General features: G+C 74.6%; 18 protein-coding genes. 9 read left to right on the forward strand and 9 right to left on the reverse strand.

Annotated features, from left to right (window positions below; genetic code table 11):
• Positions 1 to 514 precede the first annotated feature (514 nt).
• From ACIP64_RS14235 to ACIP64_RS14245, 3 genes are read right to left on the reverse strand one after another with little or no spacing between them, the layout of a single operon-like run.
• Entirely contained in the window at positions 515 to 2,047 is a 1,533-nt protein-coding gene (locus ACIP64_RS14235) for an ATP-dependent DNA ligase (protein WP_401585503.1), read from the reverse strand.
• 58 nt (positions 2,048 to 2,105) lie between these two features.
• The gene (locus ACIP64_RS14240; RefSeq protein WP_401585506.1) at positions 2,106 to 3,242 is read right to left on the reverse strand and encodes a site-2 protease family protein; all 1,137 of its coding nucleotides are present in this window, start codon (positions 3,240 to 3,242) and stop codon (positions 2,106 to 2,108) included.
• Positions 3,243 to 3,275: 33 nt separating this feature from the next.
• On the reverse strand, positions 3,276 to 4,220 hold the full coding sequence (locus tag ACIP64_RS14245) for an AraC family transcriptional regulator (protein ID WP_401585508.1): 945 nt from the start codon (positions 4,218 to 4,220) through the stop codon (positions 3,276 to 3,278).
• 82 nt (positions 4,221 to 4,302) lie between these two features.
• On the opposite strand from ACIP64_RS14245, the gene ACIP64_RS14250 reads away from it, so the two are divergent.
• The gene (locus ACIP64_RS14250) at positions 4,303 to 5,148 is read left to right on the forward strand and encodes an NmrA family transcriptional regulator (protein ID WP_401585510.1); all 846 of its coding nucleotides are present in this window, start codon (positions 4,303 to 4,305) and stop codon (positions 5,146 to 5,148) included.
• 389 nt (positions 5,149 to 5,537) lie between these two features.
• Positions 5,538 to 6,188, forward strand: a complete 651-nt coding sequence (locus ACIP64_RS14255; protein ID WP_401585512.1) for a DUF4360 domain-containing protein — start codon at positions 5,538 to 5,540, stop codon at positions 6,186 to 6,188.
• 58 nt (positions 6,189 to 6,246) lie between these two features.
• On the opposite strand, the gene ACIP64_RS14260 is transcribed toward ACIP64_RS14255, so the two are convergent.
• Positions 6,247 to 7,230, reverse strand: a complete 984-nt coding sequence (locus ACIP64_RS14260) for a tetratricopeptide repeat protein (protein WP_401585514.1) — start codon at positions 7,228 to 7,230, stop codon at positions 6,247 to 6,249.
• A gap of 99 nt (positions 7,231 to 7,329) precedes the next feature.
• Here ACIP64_RS14260 and ACIP64_RS14265 point away from each other — a divergent pair, with 99 nt between their 5' ends.
• Positions 7,330 to 7,731, forward strand: coding sequence for a hypothetical protein (locus ACIP64_RS14265; protein WP_401585517.1), 402 nt, complete (start codon positions 7,330 to 7,332; stop codon positions 7,729 to 7,731).
• A 10-nt stretch (positions 7,732 to 7,741) separates the two neighbouring features.
• Here the strand turns inward: ACIP64_RS14265 and ACIP64_RS14270 are convergent, their stop codons facing one another.
• A complete protein-coding gene (locus ACIP64_RS14270) occupies positions 7,742 to 8,596 on the reverse strand; it encodes an alpha/beta fold hydrolase (protein WP_401585520.1) in 855 nt (284 codons plus the stop codon).
• 99 nt (positions 8,597 to 8,695) lie between these two features.
• Here ACIP64_RS14270 and ACIP64_RS14275 point away from each other — a divergent pair, with 99 nt between their 5' ends.
• From ACIP64_RS14275 to ACIP64_RS14290, 4 genes are all read left to right on the forward strand, one after another.
• Positions 8,696 to 9,322, forward strand: a complete 627-nt coding sequence (locus ACIP64_RS14275) for a GNAT family N-acetyltransferase (RefSeq protein ID WP_401585523.1) — start codon at positions 8,696 to 8,698, stop codon at positions 9,320 to 9,322.
• A gap of 94 nt (positions 9,323 to 9,416) precedes the next feature.
• Positions 9,417 to 11,273, forward strand: a complete 1,857-nt coding sequence (locus tag ACIP64_RS14280; RefSeq protein ID WP_401585526.1) for a DUF2264 domain-containing protein — start codon at positions 9,417 to 9,419, stop codon at positions 11,271 to 11,273.
• Between the two features lie 7 nt (positions 11,274 to 11,280).
• Complete coding sequence (locus ACIP64_RS14285) at positions 11,281 to 11,712, forward strand: PPOX class F420-dependent oxidoreductase (RefSeq protein ID WP_401585529.1); 432 nt, start codon at positions 11,281 to 11,283, stop codon at positions 11,710 to 11,712.
• Between the two features lie 156 nt (positions 11,713 to 11,868).
• Positions 11,869 to 13,035 (forward strand): MBL fold metallo-hydrolase, encoded by a 1,167-nt coding sequence (locus tag ACIP64_RS14290; RefSeq protein WP_401585532.1) that lies wholly within the window; start codon positions 11,869 to 11,871, stop codon positions 13,033 to 13,035.
• Positions 13,036 to 13,110: 75 nt separating this feature from the next.
• Here ACIP64_RS14290 and merB read toward each other — a convergent pair whose 3' ends face one another.
• The 3 genes from merB to ACIP64_RS14305 all read right to left on the reverse strand — a co-directional run bounded on the left by merB (position 13,111) and on the right by ACIP64_RS14305 (position 17,843).
• Positions 13,111 to 13,812: an organomercurial lyase gene (gene merB, locus ACIP64_RS14295; protein ID WP_401585535.1), complete on the reverse strand. Its 702-nt coding sequence runs from the start codon at positions 13,810 to 13,812 to the stop codon at positions 13,111 to 13,113.
• A 97-nt stretch (positions 13,813 to 13,909) separates the two neighbouring features.
• Positions 13,910 to 16,873, reverse strand: coding sequence for a glycoside hydrolase family 2 TIM barrel-domain containing protein (locus tag ACIP64_RS14300; RefSeq protein WP_401585537.1), 2,964 nt, complete (start codon positions 16,871 to 16,873; stop codon positions 13,910 to 13,912).
• Between the two features lie 430 nt (positions 16,874 to 17,303).
• Positions 17,304 to 17,843, reverse strand: a complete 540-nt coding sequence (locus ACIP64_RS14305) for an AAA family ATPase (protein WP_401585540.1) — start codon at positions 17,841 to 17,843, stop codon at positions 17,304 to 17,306.
• 138 nt (positions 17,844 to 17,981) lie between these two features.
• Between ACIP64_RS14305 and ACIP64_RS14310 the strand changes: the two genes are divergently transcribed.
• Positions 17,982 to 18,581, forward strand: coding sequence for a TetR/AcrR family transcriptional regulator (locus ACIP64_RS14310; RefSeq protein ID WP_401585543.1), 600 nt, complete (start codon positions 17,982 to 17,984; stop codon positions 18,579 to 18,581).
• A 1-nt stretch (position 18,582) separates the two neighbouring features.
• Positions 18,583 to 19,680 (forward strand): glycosyltransferase, encoded by a 1,098-nt coding sequence (locus tag ACIP64_RS14315; RefSeq protein WP_401585545.1) that lies wholly within the window; start codon positions 18,583 to 18,585, stop codon positions 19,678 to 19,680.
• Between the two features lie 74 nt (positions 19,681 to 19,754).
• Here the strand turns inward: ACIP64_RS14315 and ACIP64_RS14320 are convergent, their stop codons facing one another.
• Positions 19,755 to 20,477, reverse strand: coding sequence for a transporter substrate-binding domain-containing protein (locus ACIP64_RS14320; RefSeq protein WP_401585548.1), 723 nt, complete (start codon positions 20,475 to 20,477; stop codon positions 19,755 to 19,757).
• Positions 20,478 to 20,488 lie beyond the last annotated feature (11 nt).

The raw sequence follows: 20,488 nt of genomic DNA on the forward strand, positions 1-20,488 counted from the left end.
TTTTCCCCCGCCCTCCCGCCCGTGTGCCCTGTGAAGTCTGGGCGCCCCGACGCGCGTTGTTGGGGGGCCGGGTTCGGGGCCTCCGGGGCTGCCATTCTGGACAGCACATTTAGGTGCCTCAGGCACTCGGATTGATCGCTCCGGGTTGTGCACCCAAATATGCTCCACAGTCCAGAACGCCACCCCTACGACCCCGCCCCCTCCGTAGTTGCATGCGCCTGATCCCCGGTGGGTGGGCGAGGAGGCGGTCCGGGGTCGCTGCAAGTGCTCATTTGAACCCCCACCGGCCGAAAGTCGCCCCAACGACCCCGGGAGGGGGTGCGCCGGGGTCCGCCCGCAGGGGACGAGCGGAGACCGCGGTGCGCAACACGTTGGCGTAGACCGCGAGCCCCGAGGACGGACTCCGGAGCGGCGCCGACCTCCACAACGCACGCAGCGCAGGGCCCGCACTTACCGCGCCGGGCACACGGGCGGGAGGGCGGGGAAAAACCCAGGCAGCCAGCGCAGCGCGGCGTTACCGGAGGGCCAGGACGGAGTCCACCGTGTCCGCCTCCGCGGCGGACTTGTCCTCGCGATACCGCAGCACACGGGCGAACCGGAGCGTGACCCCCGCGGGATAGCGGGAGGACCGCTGCAGCCCGTCGAAGGCGATCTCGACGACGAGCTCGGGGCGGACGCGGACGATCCAGCCGTCGTCGCTGACGGCGAGCTCCTGCAGGCGTTCGGTCTGCCACGCGAGCATCGCGTCCGTGAGGCCCTTGAAGGTCTTGCCGAGCATCGCGAACGTGCCGTTGGGGCGCCGGGCGCCGAGGTGGAGGTTGGAGAGCTTGCCGGTGCGGCGGCCGTGGCCCCATTCGGCGGCGAGGACCACCAGGTCCAGGGTGTGCACAGGTTTCACCTTGAGCCACGCGGCGCCGCGCCGCCCCGCGCTGTAGGGGGCGTCGAGGGCTTTGACGACGACGCCTTCGTGGCCGCGTTCCAGGACCTGCGTGGCGAACTCCCGTGCCGCCTCGCGGGTGGCGGGGTCGGCCGGGTCGGCCGCGACCAGGCGCCGGACGCGGCGGGGGCCGGGGGCGATGCGGGCCAGTTCGGCGTGGCGTTCCGCGGTGGTCAGGTCCAGCAGGTCGCGGCCGTCGACGGACAGGAGGTCGAAGAAGACGGGTGCCACCGGCAGGGCGGCCCGGGCGGTGGCGACGTCGAGGCGTGAGCCGACGCGGGAGGAGGTCTCCTGGAAGGGGCGCGGGCGGCCGTCGTCGCCGAAGGAGATGACCTCGCCGTCGAGGACGGCCTCGTCCACCGCCAATTCCAGGGCGGCGGTGACGACTTCGGGCAGCCGGTCGGTGATCTCGTCCAGGGTGCGGGTGTAGACGCGGACGCCGGGGCCGGTGCGGTGCACCTGGACGCGGATCCCGTCGAGTTTCTCCTCCAGCGCGCAGGGGCCGAGGCGGTCCAGGGCCTCGTCCACGTCCTTGGCGGTCTGGGCGAGCATCGGCTGCACCGGGCGCCCGACCTCCAGACGGAACGCGGCCAGGGCGTCCGGCCCGTCCGCCAGGACCGAGCGCGCGACCGCGCCCAGCGAGCCGCCGAGCATGACCGCCCGCCGTACGTCCTCCGCGGGTGCTCCGGCGGCGGCCGCGAGCCCTTCGACGGCCAGGGCGTCGAGTGCCCCCTGCCGCAGTTCCCCGCCGATCAGCCCGAGCAGGAACGCCTGCTCCTCGCGCGTGGCCGCGCCCATCAGCTCCGCCACGAGGCGTTTGCGCTCCGCGGTGGCGCCCTTGCCGGTCACCGCGGCGATCCGGTCCAGGGTGCCGTGCACCTCGGCGACGGTCAGACGGGGCTCGGCGGCCGGCTCGTGGCGTTCGCGCAGGGTGCTCCAGCCGACGCCCGTGCGGCGCTGCGGAAGCCGCCCCGCGATGTACGTGATGACCACGGGCGCCTCGTCGGGGTCGGCGGCCGTCAGCAGGCGGGCGAGCGCCGCGACCTTCTCCGACCGGGCGGACGTGGCCGCGATCTCCTGGGACGTACGCGCGATCTCCGCGAGCAGCATGGCTCCATGGTCGCCCAGAGGCGGCCCCGGCGCAGCGGTCCCCGCGGTTCCCGCGCGGTCACGCGGCCCGGCTGCCGTCCGCCATCTGCCGGCGCTGCACCAGCCGTGAGATGTCGCCGCCGGTGACGATGCCGACCGGGCGGCCGCCGTCCACGACCACCACGCGCACGCCCGCGGCGCCGGACCGCAGGTGCTCCAGGGCGTCGCTGACGAGCTCGTCCGGGGAGCCGGTGGTGACCTGGGACAGCGGGACGGCGACGTCGCGGACCCGCACCTCGGCGCGGCGCTCGGCCGGCACGGAGGTCAGGCGCCGCACCGAGACCAGCCCGGACAGCCGGCCGTCGAAGTCGAGCAGCGGCAGCACCGAGTGCCGGGAGCGCAGGGCGACCTCGTCGATGAAGCGGTCCACGGCCAGCCAGTCGGAGCCGGTGGCCACCGGGGAGGACATCGCGTCCCCGAGGCGTACGCCGCGCAGGGCGGAGCCGATGACGGCGCGCTGCCGTTCGGCGCCCGCGGTGAGGGCCATGAACAGCCCGACGAGCGCCAGCCACAGGCCGCCGGGGACGCCGCGGGCGAACGCCAGCCAGCCGCCGAGGACCAGCAGCACCCCGACGACCTGCCCGCCGCGGCCCGCGGCGCGGTCGGCGCGGTCGCGGTCCCCGGTCCGCCACCACAGCAGTGCCTGGAACACCCGTCCGCCGTCCAGCGGCGCCGCGGGCAGCAGGTTGAAGACGCCGAGGAGCAGGTTGGCCCAGCCCAGCCAGACCAGCAGCGCCCCGGGGACGGAGCGGTGGGTCGCCTCCGCCACGCCGATGCCCGCGCCGAGCGCGACGCCTCCGATGACGAGACTGGCCAGCGGCCCGCTGACCGCGACCAGGAAGGCCGTGCCCGCCGAGGTGGGCCGGTCCATGCGCGTCATGCCGCCCATCGCCCACAAGGTGACGTCCTGCACGGAGATGTGCTTGCGCAGGGCCGTCCTCGCGTGCGCGATCTCGTGCACGAGCAGGCTCGCCATCAGCAGGACCGCGCCCACGGCGGCCGCCAGGGTGTAGACGCCGGCGGACAGCCCGGGGATCCACGCGGGCAGGGTGTCACGGCCGAGCCCGTACGCGAGCAGCACGACGAGTACGGGGACGCTCCAGTGCATCCGCAGCGGTACCCCGTAGACCTGTCCCATCCGGATCGAGCCGTTCATGACACATGACCCCTTCGGGAGCCCCTTCCAGTGTCACTCCGTACGGGCCGCGGTGGCGCGGTGTTCCTGGGGGCTGATCCCGCGCACCCGCTTGAAGGCGGCGCTCAGCGCGAAGGGGCTGCCGTAGCCGACCCGGCGGGCGACCGCGCCGAGGGTGGCGTCCGGTTCGCGCAGCAGGTCCGCGGCGAGCGTGAGACGCCAGCCGGTCAGATAGGCCATCGGGGGTTCGCCGACGAGTTCGCCGAAGCGGCGGGCGAGTGCCGCCCGGGAGACACCGGCCTCGGCGGCCAGCCCGGCCACCGTCCAGGGGTGCGCGGGGTTGTTCTGGAGCAGGCGCAGCGCCCGGCCCACCACGGGGTCGGCGAAGGCCCGGTACCAGGCGGGGGCCGACGGCCCGCGCCGGGCGAACCAGGTGCGCAGCACCGAGATCAGCAGGAGGTCCAGCAGCCGGTCCAGGACCGCCTCCTGCCCCGGTTCGTCCTTGACGATCTCCTCGGACAGCAGCGCGGGCAGCGGGCTCTCCCAGTCGCCGGCGGGGAGCACGAGCAGCGGGGGCAGGGCGTCGAGCAGGCGGCGGCCGACCTCGCCGCGCAGCTGGTACGTGCCGACAAGCATGACGTCCGCACCGTCGGCCTGGTTGCCCCAGGTCCGTACGCCCAGCGCCATGGTGTCGGCCAGGTCGTGCCCGTCCGCGGTGCGGCACACCTCGCCGGGCAGGATCCACGCCAGCGGTGCGGTCGTGGGCCGGTCGGCGACGGTGTACGGGGCCGGGCCGCGCGCGACGGCGACGTCACCGGGGCCGAGCCGTACCGCTTCGCCCTGCTCGGGCACGATCCACGCCCCGCCCCGTGCGACCGTCATGACGCACAGCGGGGTGCGGTCCTCGATCCGTACCGACCACGGCGGTTCCATGACCATGCGCAGCAGGAACGCGCCCCGCGCGCGGGGTCCGTCCAGCAGACCCGTCAGTGCGTCCATACGGGTCAGCGTAGACGCTCGCGCATGGAGAGGAGCGGATCGGCCATGGTGCGTCTCACTGGGCGGCCGCTTCACTGAGGGCATGACGCAGAATTCCGTATCGGACCTCGCACCCACCGCCCTCGTCCTCGGCGGCGCTGGCAAGACCGGCCGCCACGTCGCCCGGGCGCTGACCGCCCGCGGCCTCGCGGTGCGCACCGCCTCCCGCTCCGGCGAACCGCCCTTCGACTGGGCGGACCGCGCCGGCTGGGAGGCCGTGCTCGACGGCGCGAGCCTCGCCTACCTCGCCTACCACCCCGACATCGGCGACCCGGGAGCCGCCGCCGCGCTCGGCGACTTCGCCGCGCTCGCCGCCGCGAGCGGAGTGCGCCGCCTCGTCCTCCTGTCCGCCCGCGGCGAGGACCTCGCCCGGCCGGCCGAGGACGCCGTGCGCGGCGGCGGCGTCGACTGCACGGTGATCCGGGCCAGTTGGTTCTCCCAGAACTTCACCGAGGGCCTGTTCCTCGACGGTGTCCGCGACGGCGAGATCGTCTTCCCGGCCGGCGCGGTCGGCGAACCCTTCGTCGACGCACGGGACATCGCCGACGTCGCGGTGGCCGCGCTCACCGGCGACGGGCACACCGGCCGCACCTACGAGGTGACCGGCCCGCGCCTGCTCACCTTCGCCGAAGCCGCGGCGGAGATCGCTGCCGCCACCGGCCGCGCCGTCCGCTACACCGCCGTCGCGCCCCGCGCGTACGGTCCGCGACTCGCCGCCCTCGGGCTGCCGGACGAGACGGTCGGCTTCCTCACCCAGCTCTTCGGCGAACTGCTCGACGGGCGCAACGCCCACCTCACCGACGACGTCGCGCGGGTCCTCGGCCGCGCCCCGCGCGACTTCCGGGACTTTGCCCGCGAGGCCGCCGCCGCGGGGGTGTGGGACCGCTGACGTCACGGTGTCGTCCGCCGGTCAGGGCCGCACCGCCGTACCTGGCGGGAAGCGCGCGGCCCGCCGGCCGGCGGGGGAGCGGCCCGGAGCCGGCCGGTGCGGGCGAGTGGTACCGCTTGCTGTGCGGCGGACCTGGTGCGGTCGTGACGCGGGGGAACGGTGGGGCGGCCGTGAACCCGCCCTGAGCCGGGGCGAGTTCCGGCCGCCGGGGCCCGGCCGGATGCGGACGTGTTCCTTCCGGCCAGAGGCACGGGGGCTCGGCCATTCCTGTGGGAATTCCATGGGGATTCTGTACGCGTCCTGTGACGCATGGTGTCGTGTACGCGACACCGGACGGGGAGCAGGACCCGGTGTCGGCCATCCTTCGACGACCGGAAGGAAACCCCTCAATGACGTTACGTGCGATCACCCTCAGCGGTGTCGCCGCCGCATCGCTTCTCAGCCCCCTGGCCTGGGAGCCGAACGGTGCGACACCGCCCCCGCCCGACCGCATCGTCATCGACGTCGCCACCGTGAACGGCTCGGGATGCCCCGCGGGCACGGCCGCCGTGGCCGTCTCGCCGGACAACGAGGCGTTCACCGTCACGTACAGCCAGTACGTGGCCCAGGTGGGCGTCGGCTCCAAGCCGACCGACTTCCGCAAGAACTGCCAGCTCAACCTGAACGTGCACGTGCCGCAGGGCTTCACCTACGCGATCGCCGCGGCCGACTACCGGGGCTTCGCACACCTGGAACGGGGCGCCTCCGGCGTGGAGAAGGCCAGTTACTACTTCCAGGGCTCGCCCGACACCAGCGCCATCAGCCACACCTTCCGCGGCTCCCTGGACGACAACTGGCAGGCCACCGACAGCGTCGACGTCGCGGCCCTGGTCTGGGCGCCCTGCGGCGAACTCCGCAACTTCAACATCAACACCGAACTGCGGGTCGCCGCCGGCACGTCCGACCCCTCCCGCACCACGAGCTTCATGACGATGGACTCGACGGACGGCAGCATCAGGACCACCTACCACCTCGCGTGGAAGGTGTGCCCCGCAAGCTGACGGACCGGGCCCCGGCGCACTCCCGGCCGGGGCCCGACCCGGCTGCCCGGCAGCCGGGTCAGCTCCCGCGGACGCGGCGGGCCTCGGCCACGAGCGGCGGGGGCAACTCCGGCCCCGCGCACGCGTAGTCGATCAGCAGGTTCCGGTAGGCGGTGTTCACGAGCTCCGGCGCCAGGGCGATCAGGGCCCTCAGGTCGTCGGACGAGCCGGACAGACGCGTGCGGTAGGCGGCGCCGGCCGCACGCAGGGAGATTTCGTGGGGCTCGTGTTCCAGGCCCCGTTCGACGAGGGCCGCGGCCGCGGCGAAGTCGCCCTGCTCGGCGCGTACGTCCGCCAGGTCGAGGTGGAGCGACCAGTTGGCGGGCTCCAGGGCCAAGGCGCTCTCGAAGGCGGCCGCGGCCCGGTCCAGGTCGCCCATCGCGCGCCAGGTGGCCGCCCGGGCGACCTCGGTCCACATGACCCGCTCGACGGCATCGGCGCGGTCGCACAGGGCGAAGGCCAGGTCGTGGCGGCCGCAGGCCCGGGGCAGCCGGGCCATGGCCGCCAGCGACTCCGGGACGGGATGCCGTTCGGACACCACGTCGAGGGCGTGGAACCAGGGCGCGAACCGTTCCCGCATCGCGTCGGTGTCCAGGTCGGGGCCGTGGTCCAGGCTTCGCAGGCACGCCTCGGCCAGCGCCTCGGCGCTCACCGCGCCGAGGAAACGCGCGTCGCCGAACCAGGGCGCGGCACCCCACGCCACGTCGGGCCGCACACCTGTGACCGAGCCGAGGGCCATCGCGGCGTCGTCCATCTCCCCGTCGAGGAAGAAGAAGTACGCCCGCGCCGGCACGGAGCGCAGGGAACCGTCCCCTTCGAGGCGCTCCTTCAGCTCCGGGCGCCGGTCCCGCCACAACTCCGCGAGGGCCGCATAGGGCTCCGGCGCCGCCGGTGCGGAGGCCATGGCCCCCACCAGTAGCGCCACGGCGGCGACCGGGTCTCCGCCGCAGTGCGCCATCACTCCGGCGAGACCGACTCCCGCCGCCACTGACCGATTCGACATCGCCCGAGAATATCCATGGCCAAAGGCTCCGCGACCCGGGTGGGTTCCTTCCCGGCGCACTCGCGCGGGTGCGGGCTGCCACAATCCGGAGGCGCAGGAATGAACGTGGTGTGGGCGGCAACGGCGTGGGAATCACGGCGGTTCGACGCGGCGGAGAGGAACTCGCATGCGACCGAGCTGGAGGACCGGTTCGACGCGCTGCGTTCCCGAGGCGAGGGGTACCTCGAAGTCCGTCGTCCGGGCAGCGGATTTCCCTTGCTGGCCCTGGGCTTTCGGGGTGAGCACGCGGTCGTCCATCTGTTCCGTGACGCCGAGGAGACGTTCCTGCTCGCCGGGGACGGCACGGTGGGGGGCGATGCCGTGGTGGAGGTCCCCGTCATGGACGACCTGGCCGCCTTCGGCGGCGACTTCGTCCTCGCCGTCGATCGCGCGTGGGCCGTCGTGCGTGACTTCGTGCGGACCGGGGCGGTGGGGGATCCGGGCGAGTGGTGCGAGCTGTGAGGAGTTCCTTTCAGGCGGCCGTGATCGCGCCCGCCACCAGGGCCGGTTCGTCGATCTGGACGTAGTGGCCGGCCCGCAGGAGGAGCCGCAGTTCGCTGTGCGGGAAGAGGACGGCGAACTGGCGGGCCACGCGGGCGTTCAGCCAGCGGTCCCGGGCGCCGAAGACGACGCGGACGCGCGGCTGGAAGTCCTGGAGTTCCGGGATGCGCCGGCGGCGGCTCAGCATCGCCCGCGGCAGTTCGGCGTTCAGGCGCCAGAAGGCCGGTCGGGCGGCCGGGAACTCCTCGTACAGGAGCGCCACGCTGGCCTCGCGCACCACGGGGTCGCGGATGAACGAGCCGACCTGCCAGGCGAACAGGCGCCGGTCCAGGTCGGGGCGGCGCCGGGCGACGGCGCGGGCCCCGGCGCGCAGCAGCGGCGTCGAGTAGAGCGCGATCGCCGGCGGCCGCCGTAGGGAGGGCGTCCAGTGGTAGTAGGTGTTGAGCAGGACGAGCCGGGCGACGCGGCCGGGGTGGGCGAGTGCCCAGTCGATCGCGGGCGGGCCCGAGGCGTCGTGCGCCACGAGGATCAGCCGGCGGTCGCGGAGCCCGGTGGCCGGGGAGTCCGCGACGGCGGCGAGGTCGGCCTCCTGCTCGGCGACGCAGTAGGGGTGGCCGGGCGGCTTGTCGGAGCGTCCCCAGCCGAGGAAGTCGAAGCGGACGACGGGCGCGTGGTCCCTGAGGTGCGGCATGAGCCGGTCGTAGAGACGGCAGCTGTCGGGGAAGCCGTGCATCAGGACGACGGGGGTGCCCGTGCCGCGGGAGACCTCGGCGTAGAGCAGGTGGGGGCCGCGGGAGACGGCGGGTGTCTCGGTGCCAGGGGCCATGGCGATCTCCCCTCGGCCGCGTCGGTGGGCCCTTTGTTCAGCTTAGCGCTCCGCGCCCAGGGGGTTGTGGGAGCGCTCCCAAAGGGCCATGATGCCCGCATGACCTCACCGGTGGCCATTCGCCCCTACCGCCCGGAGGACCGGGACGACCTCTACGACATCTGCGTGCGCACCGGCCATGAGGGCGGCGACGCCCGCGCCCTGTACGCGGACCAGGACCTGCTGCCCGACATCTTCGCCGGCCCGTACGCGCACCTGGAGCCGGACCTCGCCTTCGTCGTGGACGACGGGACGCGCGTGGTCGGCTACATCGTCGGCGCCGCCGACACCGTGGCCTTCGTGCGGCGCTTCCGCGACGCCTGGCTGCCGGTCGTCGCCGACCGCCACCCGCGGCCGAAGGGCGTGCCGGTGACCGCGGACGAGGAGATGGCCCGGCTGCTGCACTGGCCCGAGCGGATGGTCGTGCCCGAACTCTCCGAGTACCCGGCGCATCTGCACATCGACCTGCTGCCGGAGTACCAGCGGGCGGGCTTCGGCAGGAAGCTGATGGCGCGTCTGCTCGCCGCGCTCGCGGCGCGGGGCGCGGATGCCGTGCACCTGGGCATGGTCACGGCGAACACCCCGGCGCGCGCCTTCTACGACCGCCTCGGATTCCACGAGATCCCCGTCGTCGACCCCGGTCCGCTGACCTACCTGGGGCGGAGGACGGACGACCCGGTGCGCTGAGGTGCGGGGGCGTTCCGTACGCGGTCTAGAAAGCGCTTGCACCCGCGGGTAGGGTCCACGACGGCCCACCAGCGGCCGGAGAGGAGCCACCCCCGTGACGCGTTCCGCGCCCCCGCACCCCTTCGCCCTGCCGCCCGAGGACCGGGACCTGAGCCCGCACACCGGATGGACCCGGGCCCACTGGGAGGCCGTCGCCGACGGGCTGCTCGCGGCCGTCGCCCCGCACGCCACCCCGGGCCGCGCGCTGTACCACCTGCCCGGCGGCCGCCCCAGCAGCTCCGGCATGCGCTCGGACGGACTGGAGGGCTACGCCCGGACCTTCCTGCTCGCCGCGATCCGCGTCGCGGGAGCCGGCGGCGCCGACCCCGCCGGGCTCCTGGACCGCTACGCCGACGGCCTGGCCGCGGGCACCGCCCGCCCCGGCGGCGACGGACCCGAGGACTGGCCGGTCGTCACCGACCGCAGCCAGCCCCTGGTCGAGGCCGCGTCGATCGCCCTCGCCCTGCGCCTGACCCGCGCCCACCTGTGGGACCGCCTCGACGACGCGGTGCGCGAGCGCGCCACCGCGTGGCTGTCCCGCGCGGTCACCGCCGAACCCTGGGCCTGCAACTGGGAGCTGTTCCCCGTCACCGTCGCCGGATTCCTCGGCGACAAGGACGCCGTCACCCGGGGCCTGGACGGCATCGAGCGCTGGTACGTCGGCGACGGCTGGTACACCGACGGCGACCGCCGCGCTTTTGACTACTACAACGGCTGGGCCCTGCACCTGTACCCCGTGCTGGAGGCCTGGCTCTCCGGCGACGCCGACCGCCTCGACCGCTACGGCGAGCGGCTGCGCGTCCACCTCGCCGACTACGCCCGGCTCTTCGGCGCCGACGGCTCGCCCGTGCACCAGGGCCGCTCCCTCACCTACCGCATGGCCACCGCCTGCCCCCTGTGGCTCGGCGCCCTCACCGGCCACACCCCGCTCGCCCCGGGGACCACGCGGCGGCTGGCGTCCGGCGCCCTGCGCCACTTCCTCGACCGCGGCGCGGCCGGCCCCGGCGGGCTGCTGTCGCTGGGCTGGCACGGCCCGTACGCGCCCGTGCTCCAGGGCTACTCCGGCCCGGCGTCCCCGTACTGGGCGAGCAAGGGCTTCCTCGGGCTGCTGCTCCCCGCGGACCACGAGGTGTGGACGGCCGGCGAGGAGCCCGCGCCCGCCGAGCGCTCCGACGCCCTGACCGCGCTGCCCGCGCCCAACTGGCTGCTGCAGTCCACCGTCGCGGACGGCGTGGTGCGCCTGCACAACCACGGCAGCGAGGACGTCCGCTGGGACCCGCACTACACCCGCCTCGCGTACTCCAGCGCGACGGCCCCGGTGTCCGCCGCGGACCCGCCCGACAACCACTTCGGCCTCGTCCGCCCCGACGGGTCGGTCACCGCGCGGACCGGGATCGTCCCGCTCGGCGCGGGCCGGGGCTGGGCCGCCTCGCGCTCCGTCGCCGGTGAGGAGGGCGACGCGCACGGGCGTGTCGTCGCCGTCGTCCTGGCGCGCGGCGCCGCCGAGGTCCGCGTCCACCTGGTCACCGGTGCCGGTCCGGGCACGGCCGTACGGCAGACCGGCTGGGCGGCGGGAGAGGGGCTGCGCTCGGAGCTGCTGCCGCTGCACGGGCTCGCCGACGCCCCCGCGCTGCCGCCCGCCGCCACCGCGTGCACCCCGCACGCCGTCGTCCCGGCCGCCGCCGGGGTCACCACCGGGGACGGACGGTCGCGCGGCGACCTCTTCGTCTGCGCCGCGCGGCTGACCGGCGCGCCGGAGCCGGAACCGCTCTCCGCGCTGGTCCGGACCGAGGTGCGCGCCGGCTCCGCTGGGCACGAGGTGGCCGTCGTCTGGGCGGACGGGGCGACGCACCGCGCGCGCCTCACCCCGGACGGCGCGATCGTGGAATCCTCGCTCCCGGACGGTCGTTGAGGCGGGCATGAGCGATACGGAACTGCTGCGACTGCTCGCCGAGACCAACGGGGGCGTCCTGGTGACGATCAAGCGGGACGGCCGTCCCCAGCTGTCCAACGTCAACCACCACTACGACCCGGCGACCCGCGTGCTGCGGGTCTCCCTCACCGACGACCGCGCCAAGACCCGCAACCTGCGGCACGACGCCCGGGCGAGCTACCACGTGACCACCCCCGACCGCTGGGCGTGGACCGTCGCCGAGGGCACGGCCGAACTCACCCCCGTCGCCGCGGACCGGAATGACGCGACCGTCGAGGAACTCATCGACCTCTTCCGGGCCGTGCAGGGCGAGCACCCCGACTGGGACGACTACCGCCGCGCCATGGTCGAGGACAAACGCCTGGTCCTGAAGCTGCATGTGGAGCGCGCCTACGGCCAGCCCCGCGCCGCGGGATAGCCACACCGGGTCCGCGCCCCGTGACAGGACGTGTACGCAACGGAGAACGGGGCGCGGAACTGGAATGACCGATGTAGGAGTTGTCGCTGTACATACTGGTGCTGCCGGGACCCACGGTCACGGCGCGACCGTGACCGCCGACTACAGGGAGGTGCCGTGACCGGCTCCAGTCCGAAGCGTTCTCCGCTCGCCCGTCTCATCCCCGCTTTCGGAGACAATCCCTACGGGGAAAGGATGGAGCGCATCCAGCGGTCGCCCCACTTCGCCGACGGCGTCTTCACGAACCCGGTGAGCGCCAGGACGGCGCCCTCGGGTTCCATGCTGCGTTTCGCCCGTTCGTACTTCCGCAAGGAGGACCGGGTGCGCCGCGCCCCGGCCGGCGACATCCCGCTGTACGGGTCCACCCTGGCGGACCTGGCGGCACCGCCCGCGTCCGGCCTGCGGCTCACCTGGATGGGCCACTCCACGGTCTGGACCGAGATCGACGGGCACCGCGTCCTTTTCGACCCCGTCTGGGGTGAGCGCTGCTCCCCCTTCTCCTTCATCGGGCCGAAGCGGCTGCACCGGCCCCCGGTCGCGCTGCGGGAACTGGGCGAGGCCGACGCCATCGTGATCTCGCACGACCACTACGACCACCTCGACATGCCCACGATCAAAGCACTGGCCGGTACGGGCACGCGCTTCGTGGTCCCGCTCGGCGTCGGGGCGCACCTGGAGCGCTGGGGCGTCCCCGCGGACCGGATGACGGAGCTGGACTGGCACGAGTCCACGCAGGTCGGCGGCCTCACCCTGACCGCGACGCCCGCCCGGCACTTCTGCGGCCGGGCCATCCGCAACACCCAGCACACCCTGTGGGCCTCCTGGGTCGTGGCCGGACCCGAGCACCGGGTCTACCACAGCGGCGACACCGGCTACTTCCCCGGATTCGCCGAGATCGGCGCCTCCTACGGCCCCTTCGACGCCACGATGGTCCAGATCGGCGCGTACAGCGAGTTCTGGCCCGACATCCACATGACGCCGGAGGAGGGGATCCGCGCCCACGGCGACCTGCGCGGCGAGCTCATGCTGCCGATCCACTGGGGCACCTTCAACCTGGCGCCGCACCCGTGGGAGGCACCCGCGGAGGGCACGGTCGCCGCTGCTCGCGCCGCCGGCGCGCGCGTCGCGGTGCCCCGCCCCGGCGAGCCCTTCGAGCCCGCCGCCGGACTGCCCCTTGACCCCTGGTGGCGGGCGGTCGCCACGGGCGGCGCGGGCCGCGCCTGGCCCGCGCTCGCCGAGGGGCCCGGTACGGCGGCCCCGCACGCGGACACCGCCACGGCGTAGCCGGCCCGGCGCCGCGACCGCCGGCCGGGGCCGTGGTGACCGCCCCGGCCGCGGCGGTCCCGGGGCCGGGGCGGGTCAGTTGCCGAGGCCCCAGAACGGCCCGCGCAGACCCACGTCCGCGAAGTAGGAAGCGGCCGAGGCGGGGTCGCGCCGGACGTACCCCGGCTCCATGCGGCCCGCGTACCAGCCGCGGGCGAGCCGCCACAGGGTGGGCAGGTCCATGAGGTAACCGGGTGTCAGCCCGGTGTCCTCCAGCCAGTCGTGGACACATGCGGCGGAGCAGAAGAGGCGCTGGTGGGCGCAGGCGTGCACCACGTCGTCCCAGATGTGCCGCACCGGCGTGAGGAAGTGGGCCACCTGGTCGCCCGGGGGCGGGGCCTGCCGCCCGACCACCCAGGCGTGCGGAGTGCCGCACGCCGGGCAGCGGGTGGCGACCAGGACGTCCGGCTCGTCGGTGAGCAGGTGCGGGACGGCGAAGGAGTCCCAGGCGCAGCCGCCCCACCACAGCGTGCCGCGGCCCATGACCGAGAAGCCGAGCGGTACGGACGCGAAGGGGTGCGCCATGACGATGCGTTCGGGCTCCCGCGGGTCGAGGACCAGGTCGCGGTGGTCGTGCAGGGCGTCCAGCGCACTTCGTACGCCGGAGGACGGCAGGCCGGTCCGGGCCGCGAGGTCCGCCACGGTGGGGGCGCCGCCCGTGGCGGCGAAATGGGCGTAGACCGCCGTGCGGACGCTCTCGGTCCGCGCCGCCCGTGACGCGGTGGCGGGTGCGTTCATGGCTGCTCCTGACGTCGACGGGGCCGGCCCGTCCAGCCTGCACCCGCGGGGACGCCGCCGGACGGCCGTTCGGTTGTCCGGCGGCGCCCCGCAGCCGTCAGTGGCCGCCGGTGAGAGAGGAGAAGGTGAACGAGAACGACGCGGGGGCGGCGTCCAGGCGGTACTGCGGGAGCACGCCGGGACCGCAGGACTGGCTGCCGATGCCCTGCTGGCCGTGGTCGAGGTTGACCCACAAGGTGTCGCCCGGCACGAGTGCGGTCGTGTGCGCGGCGGCGTCCAGCTGCTCGGTCGTCCAGTGCCGGGCCGTGAACCAGAAGGGCGGCGCGCCCTCGACGGCCAGCCCCGTGCCGTCCTCGCGGCGCAGCCGCAGCCACCGCACGTCGGCGCGGGCGCCGTTCTCCTGCGGGCGGACGTAGGGCGTCTGCAGTGCGTCGACCGACGCGGTGTGGCGGCCGATGCGGGACGCGGCGCGCGTGTCGGGGTAGGCCTCGCCGGGGCCGCCGCCGTACCACTCGGCCGACGTCAGCGTGGAGCAGAGGCCGAGGCGCACGCCGAGCCGGGGCAGCGGCAGCGGCCACACGCCCTCGGGGGTGACGTCGACCTCCAGGCGCAGCCGGTCGCCGTCGGCGGTCCAGCGGTAGACGGTGCGCAGCCCGAACGCCTTGGCGGCCGGGGCGACCCGGGTCCGCACGGTCAGTCCGCCGTCCTCCACGGCGACCTCGTCGACGCGGTGCCGCATGCGGTGCAGTCCGGCCTCGCGCCACAACTGCCCGTAGCGCTCGTCGGGCTGCCAGGGGGCGCCCTCGTCGTTGTCGGTCGGGGCCCGCCACACGTCGAGCCGGGGACCGGAGACCGCGTAGCCGTCGATCAGCCGCAGCTCCCCGCCCGCCGCGTCGAAGGTGCCGGGACCGAGCAGTACGACGCCTCCCTCCGCGGCCCGCGGTGTGTGCCGCGCGGAGGGCCGCGCGGCGGCGGGCGCGGTGGACGGGACGAGCGCGGGCCACTGCCCCCAGGCCACCTCGTGCCCGGCCGGCGCCCACGGCGTGTCCCGGTCCAGGACCGCCCGCACCTGCCAGAACGCCTCCCCGGCCAGATCGGACGCGGCCGGCTCGGGCAGCTTCAGCTCGGTCGACTCGCCGGGCGCCAGGGGCGGCACGGTCAGGCAGTCCTGCGCGGCGGTGACCCCGTCGACCTCGTACGTCCAGGTGAAGCGGAGATGCGAAAGGTCCGCGACGTCATGGGTGTTGGTGACGCGCACGGTGCCCGCGGCGGCGTCGCCCTCGATGCGGACCGGTTCGATCACCTTCTTGTACTCGACGAGGCCGGGGGAGGGCGTGCGGTCGGGGAAGAGCAGTCCGTCGCACACGAAGTTGCCGTCGTGCAGCTCCTCGCCGAAGTCGCCCCCGTACGCGTACCACCGGCGGCCGTCGGCGGTGCGGCGGGCGATGCCGTGGTCGATCCACTCCCACACGAAGCCGCCCTGGAGGCGCTCATGGCTCTCGAACAGCCGCTGGTACTCGGCGAGTCCGCCCGGCCCGTTGCCCATCGCGTGCGCGTACTCGCACAGGACGAAGGGCATCGCGCGGCGCCTGGCGTCCAGGTCCGGGTCGCCCCACGGGAGTTCCTCGCGCCGGCCGATCAACTCGACCTCGGCGTGGTCGGCGTACATCCGCGAGTACAGGTCGGTGTCGGCGCAGGACAGGTCGCCCTCGTAGTGGATCGGCCGGTCCGGGTCGCGCTCGCGGATCCGGCGGGCCATGGCGGACAGGCCCCGGCCGGTGCCGCACTCGTTGCCGAGCGACCAGATCACCACGGAGGGGTGGTTCTTGTCGCGCTCGACCATGCGGTCGGCGCGGTCCAGCAGCGCCGGCGTCCAGCGTTCGTCGTCCACGGGGTTGCCGGCCCAGCCGACCTCGCCGAATCCGTGGGTCTCCAGGTCGCACTCGTCGACGACCCACAGGCCCAGCTCGTCGCACATCTCCAGGAAGGCGGGGTGCGGCGGGTAGTGGCTGGTGCGGACGGCGTTGATGTTGTGGCGCTTCATCAGGAGCACGTCCTCGCGCATGGTCGCGAGGTCCAGGGCCCGCCCCTGCGAGGGATGGAACTCGTGCCGGTTGACGCCCCGGAAGAGGACGCGCCTGCCGTTGACCGTGAGCACGCCGTCCTCGACGGCGACGGTGCGGAAGCCGATCCGGAACGGCACGCGTTCGCCCTCGCCGGCCAGTTCGGCCGCGTACAGGCGCGGGACCTCCGCGCTCCACGGCTCCACGGGCAGCGTGACGGACTCGCCGGCGGCGATGTCGACGCCGAGTTCGGGCACGGTGACCCGGCACGCGGACGGGGCGTCGACCCGCAGCGTCCCCGCACCGCGGGTGTGGTCGTACGCGGCGTGCGCGAAGAAGTCGGGCACGCAGCCCTCCGGCCGGTGCAGCAGCGTGACATCACGGAACACGCCCGGCAGCCACCACATGTCCTGGTCCTCCAGGTAACTGCCGGAGGACCACTGGTGGACGCGGACGGCCAGCACATTGCCGACCGGGCGCAGCAGATGCCCCACCGCGTACTCGGCGGGCAGCCGGCTGCCCTTGAAGACGCCCAGTTCCTCGCCGTTGAGCCAGATCCGCGCGCAGGACTCGATGCCCTCGAAGCGCAGCACGCACGCGCCGTCCGCGGGCCAGGTGTCCGGCAGCGCGAAGGCGAGGCGGTGGTCGCCGGTCGGGTTCTCGGTGGGGACGCGCGGCGGGTCGACGGGGAAGGGGTAGCGCGCGTTGGTGTACCAGGGCGCGCCGTGGCCGTGCAGCGGCCAGTGCGAGGGCACCGGCAGCGCGTCCCAGCGCGAGGCGTCGAAGTCCTGGCGGGTGAAGGCGGTGTCCTCCGCCTCCGCGGCGGGGGAGAGCCGGAAGCGCCATCTGCCGTTCAGGCTCAGCCGGGCGGCGTCGGAGGCGGGCGTCCAGGCGCGCGGCGGCAGGGCGCCGCGGCCGGGGGAGAAGTCCTCGTAGTACGGGAGTTCCTGCGCCCCGGACGTCCGGGCGGACGCCTGCCGGGGCTGGGGCATGCTCATACGGCTCCTCGGTCGGCCCGGCGCGCCGGCCGGCGCACCGGACTCGTGGACGGTGAGGGTGCGGGCCACCCGCTGACGAAGGTGATCATGGGGAGGGGTGCGGCGCCAGGAGGCGCCCCGGTGTGCCGGGAGGGACGACGCCGGACGCCGTACGCTCGCGGCGCGTGCCGGGGCAGGCCGGAGCGGGCGGGGCGGGTCGGGAATTCGGCCGGGACGGCACCGGCGGACCCCGAAAACGATGGTGTGCGACTGCGGGCGGTGGCGGTCCGCCGTGCGGACGCCCCGGGAGATGCCCTTCAACGCGGCCCCCGGAGCCCCCTCGCGGACCGGCCTTCGCACGGGAAGGCTACGGTGGCGCGCCGCCCTCGCGCAGCCCCTTGCGTCAACCGGGCGGGAACGCGCGGGGCGCGCGGGCGCGTGCCCGCGGTCCTCACGCGCCGGTGATCGCGCGGGCCAGCGCCGGCACGTCCACCGGGCGCGTGGTGTCCACCCGGTGCACCCTGCCGAGGGCCAGCGGCCGCGCGTCCTCCGCCCACGACCGCCAGTCCTCCTCGGAGAAACCCGCCCCGTCGATGTGCACTGGGTGCCGCAGCGACGCCCGTTCACGGAACCTGCGCCGCGCGGTCTCCTCGGGCACCGCGCACCACACTTCGTGCACCTCGCCGATCCCGGCACGGGCGAGGCCCGCGGCCACCAACGGCCGGGTGCGCGCCGGCCACGGGCTCTCCAGGACCGCCCCCGCCGGTGATTCCGCCAGCAGCGTCCACAACGTCTCGGCAGCCGCGGCCCCGAGCGACCGGCTCCACTCGCGTGCCGGCCAGTCCGCCGGGCGCAGGGCCCCGAGGTGGTCGGCCAGGGTCTCCTTGACGGAGTCCTTGCTCAGCAGGGGGAGGTGCAGTTCGCGGGCGAGTGCTCGCGCGAGTGTCGTCTTCCCGGCGCCGGGCAGACCGTTGACCAACACGGCTGGCATGCCGCGACCTTAGCCGTGTCGCGCGGCCGGGGCCGTGCGACAGGCGGTGCGCGCCCCCGGACTTCGGCCGGAAGCCGCCCGCAATTTGGTGTCACGTCGATTGACACGAAATTTCTCCGGTGGTCCACTGGAAGCCGGATGGACAACAAACGGACCTATGAGATGAAGGCCCGGGCCGAGAGCACGGCGCAGACGCGCCGCCGGATCATGCGGTCGGCCTTCGAGCTGGCGAACGAGACCAAGTCGCTCGAGATCGTCGTCGCCGACGTCGCGGCCCGCGCCGGCGTCAGCGTGCGCACCGTGCTGCGGCACTTCGGCAGCCGGGACGGGCTGTTCGAAGCCGTCACGGCGTATGTCAAGGACGAGGTCCGCGAGGAGCGGGCGGCGCCCGTGGGGGACGTCGCGACCGCGGTCGAGGTCCTCTTCGACCACTACGAGCTGCGCGGGGAGATGGTGCTGCGGCTGCTCGGCGAGGAGGCGGCGGACCCACGGGTCCGGTCGGTGACCGACCAGGGCCGCCTGCTCCACCGGGCCTGGGTGGAGCAGGTCTTCGCCCCCCAGCTCGCCCGCCGCGGCGACGCGGACCGTGAACTGGTGACGGACCTGCTGACCGTCGCCACCGATGTCTACACATGGAAGCTGCTCTGCCGCGACCGGGGACTGGACCGGCAACAGGCGCAGCAGCGGGTCAGGTTCATGATCGACGCGGTCCTGGGGACCGTGGGGGAGGAGCGTTGAGATGGCCCGCATCCTGTTCGTCACCTGGGAGGGCGGGGGCAATGTCCCGCCGGCCCTCGGCATCGCCGCCGAGCTCACCCGGCGCGGCGACACCGTCCGCTTCCTGGGCCACCCGCAGCAGCGGGAGCAGATCGAGGCGGCGGGGTTCCGCTTCGAGGCCTTCACCACGGCCCGGCCCTGGTCGGCCACGGCGCGCACCGGCCCCGTGGGGTACCTGGCCATGTTCACCGACGCCGGACCCGGCCGGGACCTGACCGCGTCCGTGGCCCGCGAGCCGGTCGACCTGGCGGTGATCGACTGCCTGAGCCTCGGCCCGTTGCGGGCCGCCCGGGAGGCCGGTCTCCGCCATGTGGTGCTGGCGCACACCTTCTACGCGTACCTGGTCAGATGCTGGAGCCGCGGACCGCTCGCCCTGGCCGCCGCGTTCAGGGGGTACCGCGCGGTGCGCCTGTGGGAGTCCGCGGAGGAGGTCCTCGTGACCACCCTGCCCGAACTCGACCCGGCCCGGCAGCGCCCGCTGCCGCCGAACGTCCACTGGACCGGGCCGGTCCTCCCCACCGGGGCGCGGCCCGCCGCGACCGAGGAGCCGCGGATCCTGGTGAGTCTGAGCACCATCCACTACCCGCCGCAGGCCCGCGCCCTCCAGGCGATCCTGGACGCCGTCGCCGACCTGCCCGTCCACGCCGTGGTGGCCACCGGTCACGCCGTCGACCCGGCGACGCTGCGCGCGCCGGGCAACGCCGAACTCCACCGGTTCCTCCCGCACGCCGAGGTGATGCCGGGGGTCTCGCTCGTGGTCGGCCACGGCGGGCACGGCACCACCCTGCAGGCGCTCGCGCACGACCTGCCGCTGGTGGTCATGCCGATGCACCCCATGCTCGACCAGCCGGTGATCGGGAAGGTGGTCGAGGAGCACGGCGCCGCCCGTGTCGTCCGGGCGAACGCCTCCCCCGGGACGATCCGCTCCGCCGTCACGGATCTGCTCACCTCCGCGTCGCACCGGGAGGCCGCCGCGAAACTCGGCGACCGCATCCGGTCCGGCAACGGCGCCGAGGCCGCCGCCGACCGGATCGTGGCGCTCGCCGCGACGCCGGTCTGACGACCCCTCCGCCCGGCCGCCGCGTCGCAGGCGGCCGGGTGGTCGGTCGGCGGTCGGTTGTCAGCAGTCGGTTGTCAGGCCGGCGGTGCCACCAGCGTCTCCGACTGCCCCGCGGCACGCAGTGCTTCGGCGACAAAGCCGCCGGCCTTCAGCTCCTCCACCACCTCGCGCAGGAACCTGACCGTCTCCGGCCGCCGGGTCCTGGTCGTGCCCACCGCCTGGCGGATCTCCATGAAGCGCTCGTCGACCAGCCGTATGCCGGGACGGTCCGCGACGAACGCGGTCATCGGCTGCCGGATGCCCGCCGCGACCTCCAACTGCTGGGCCACGAACACCTCCACCCCCTCGTCCCCGGGGACCACGGTCGCGTGGCGCAGGGTGCGGGAGAGGAAGAGGTCGTACGCGGAGCCGCGCTTGACGCCGACGCGCACACCCGGGCGGTCCACGTCGGCGGGTGCGGCGATCGCGGAGTCCCGAGGGACCGCGTAGACGCCCTCGATCACCATGTAGGGCGCGGTGAACGCCACGTCGGCCTCGCGCGCCGGCTCGACGGCCAGGAAGCACAGGTCGGCCCGGCCGGTCGCCATCGCCTCGTACGACTTGCGCGCCGCGTCGAAGCACAGGAGCTCCACCGGCACGCCCAGCCGCGCCGCGACCTCCCGCGCGATGTCCACCGTCACGCCGCCCGGCTCGCGCCCGGTGCCGTGCGCCAGCACAGGGTTGCCCAGGTTGATCGAGGCCCGCAGGACTCCGCCGGGGGCCAGGTCCTCGATGACGGAGGCTGTCGCGATGGTCATGTGACGGAGTC

Source organism: Streptomyces sp. NPDC088733 (assembly GCF_044751185.1).
Lineage (GTDB): Bacteria > Actinomycetota > Actinomycetes > Streptomycetales > Streptomycetaceae > Actinacidiphila.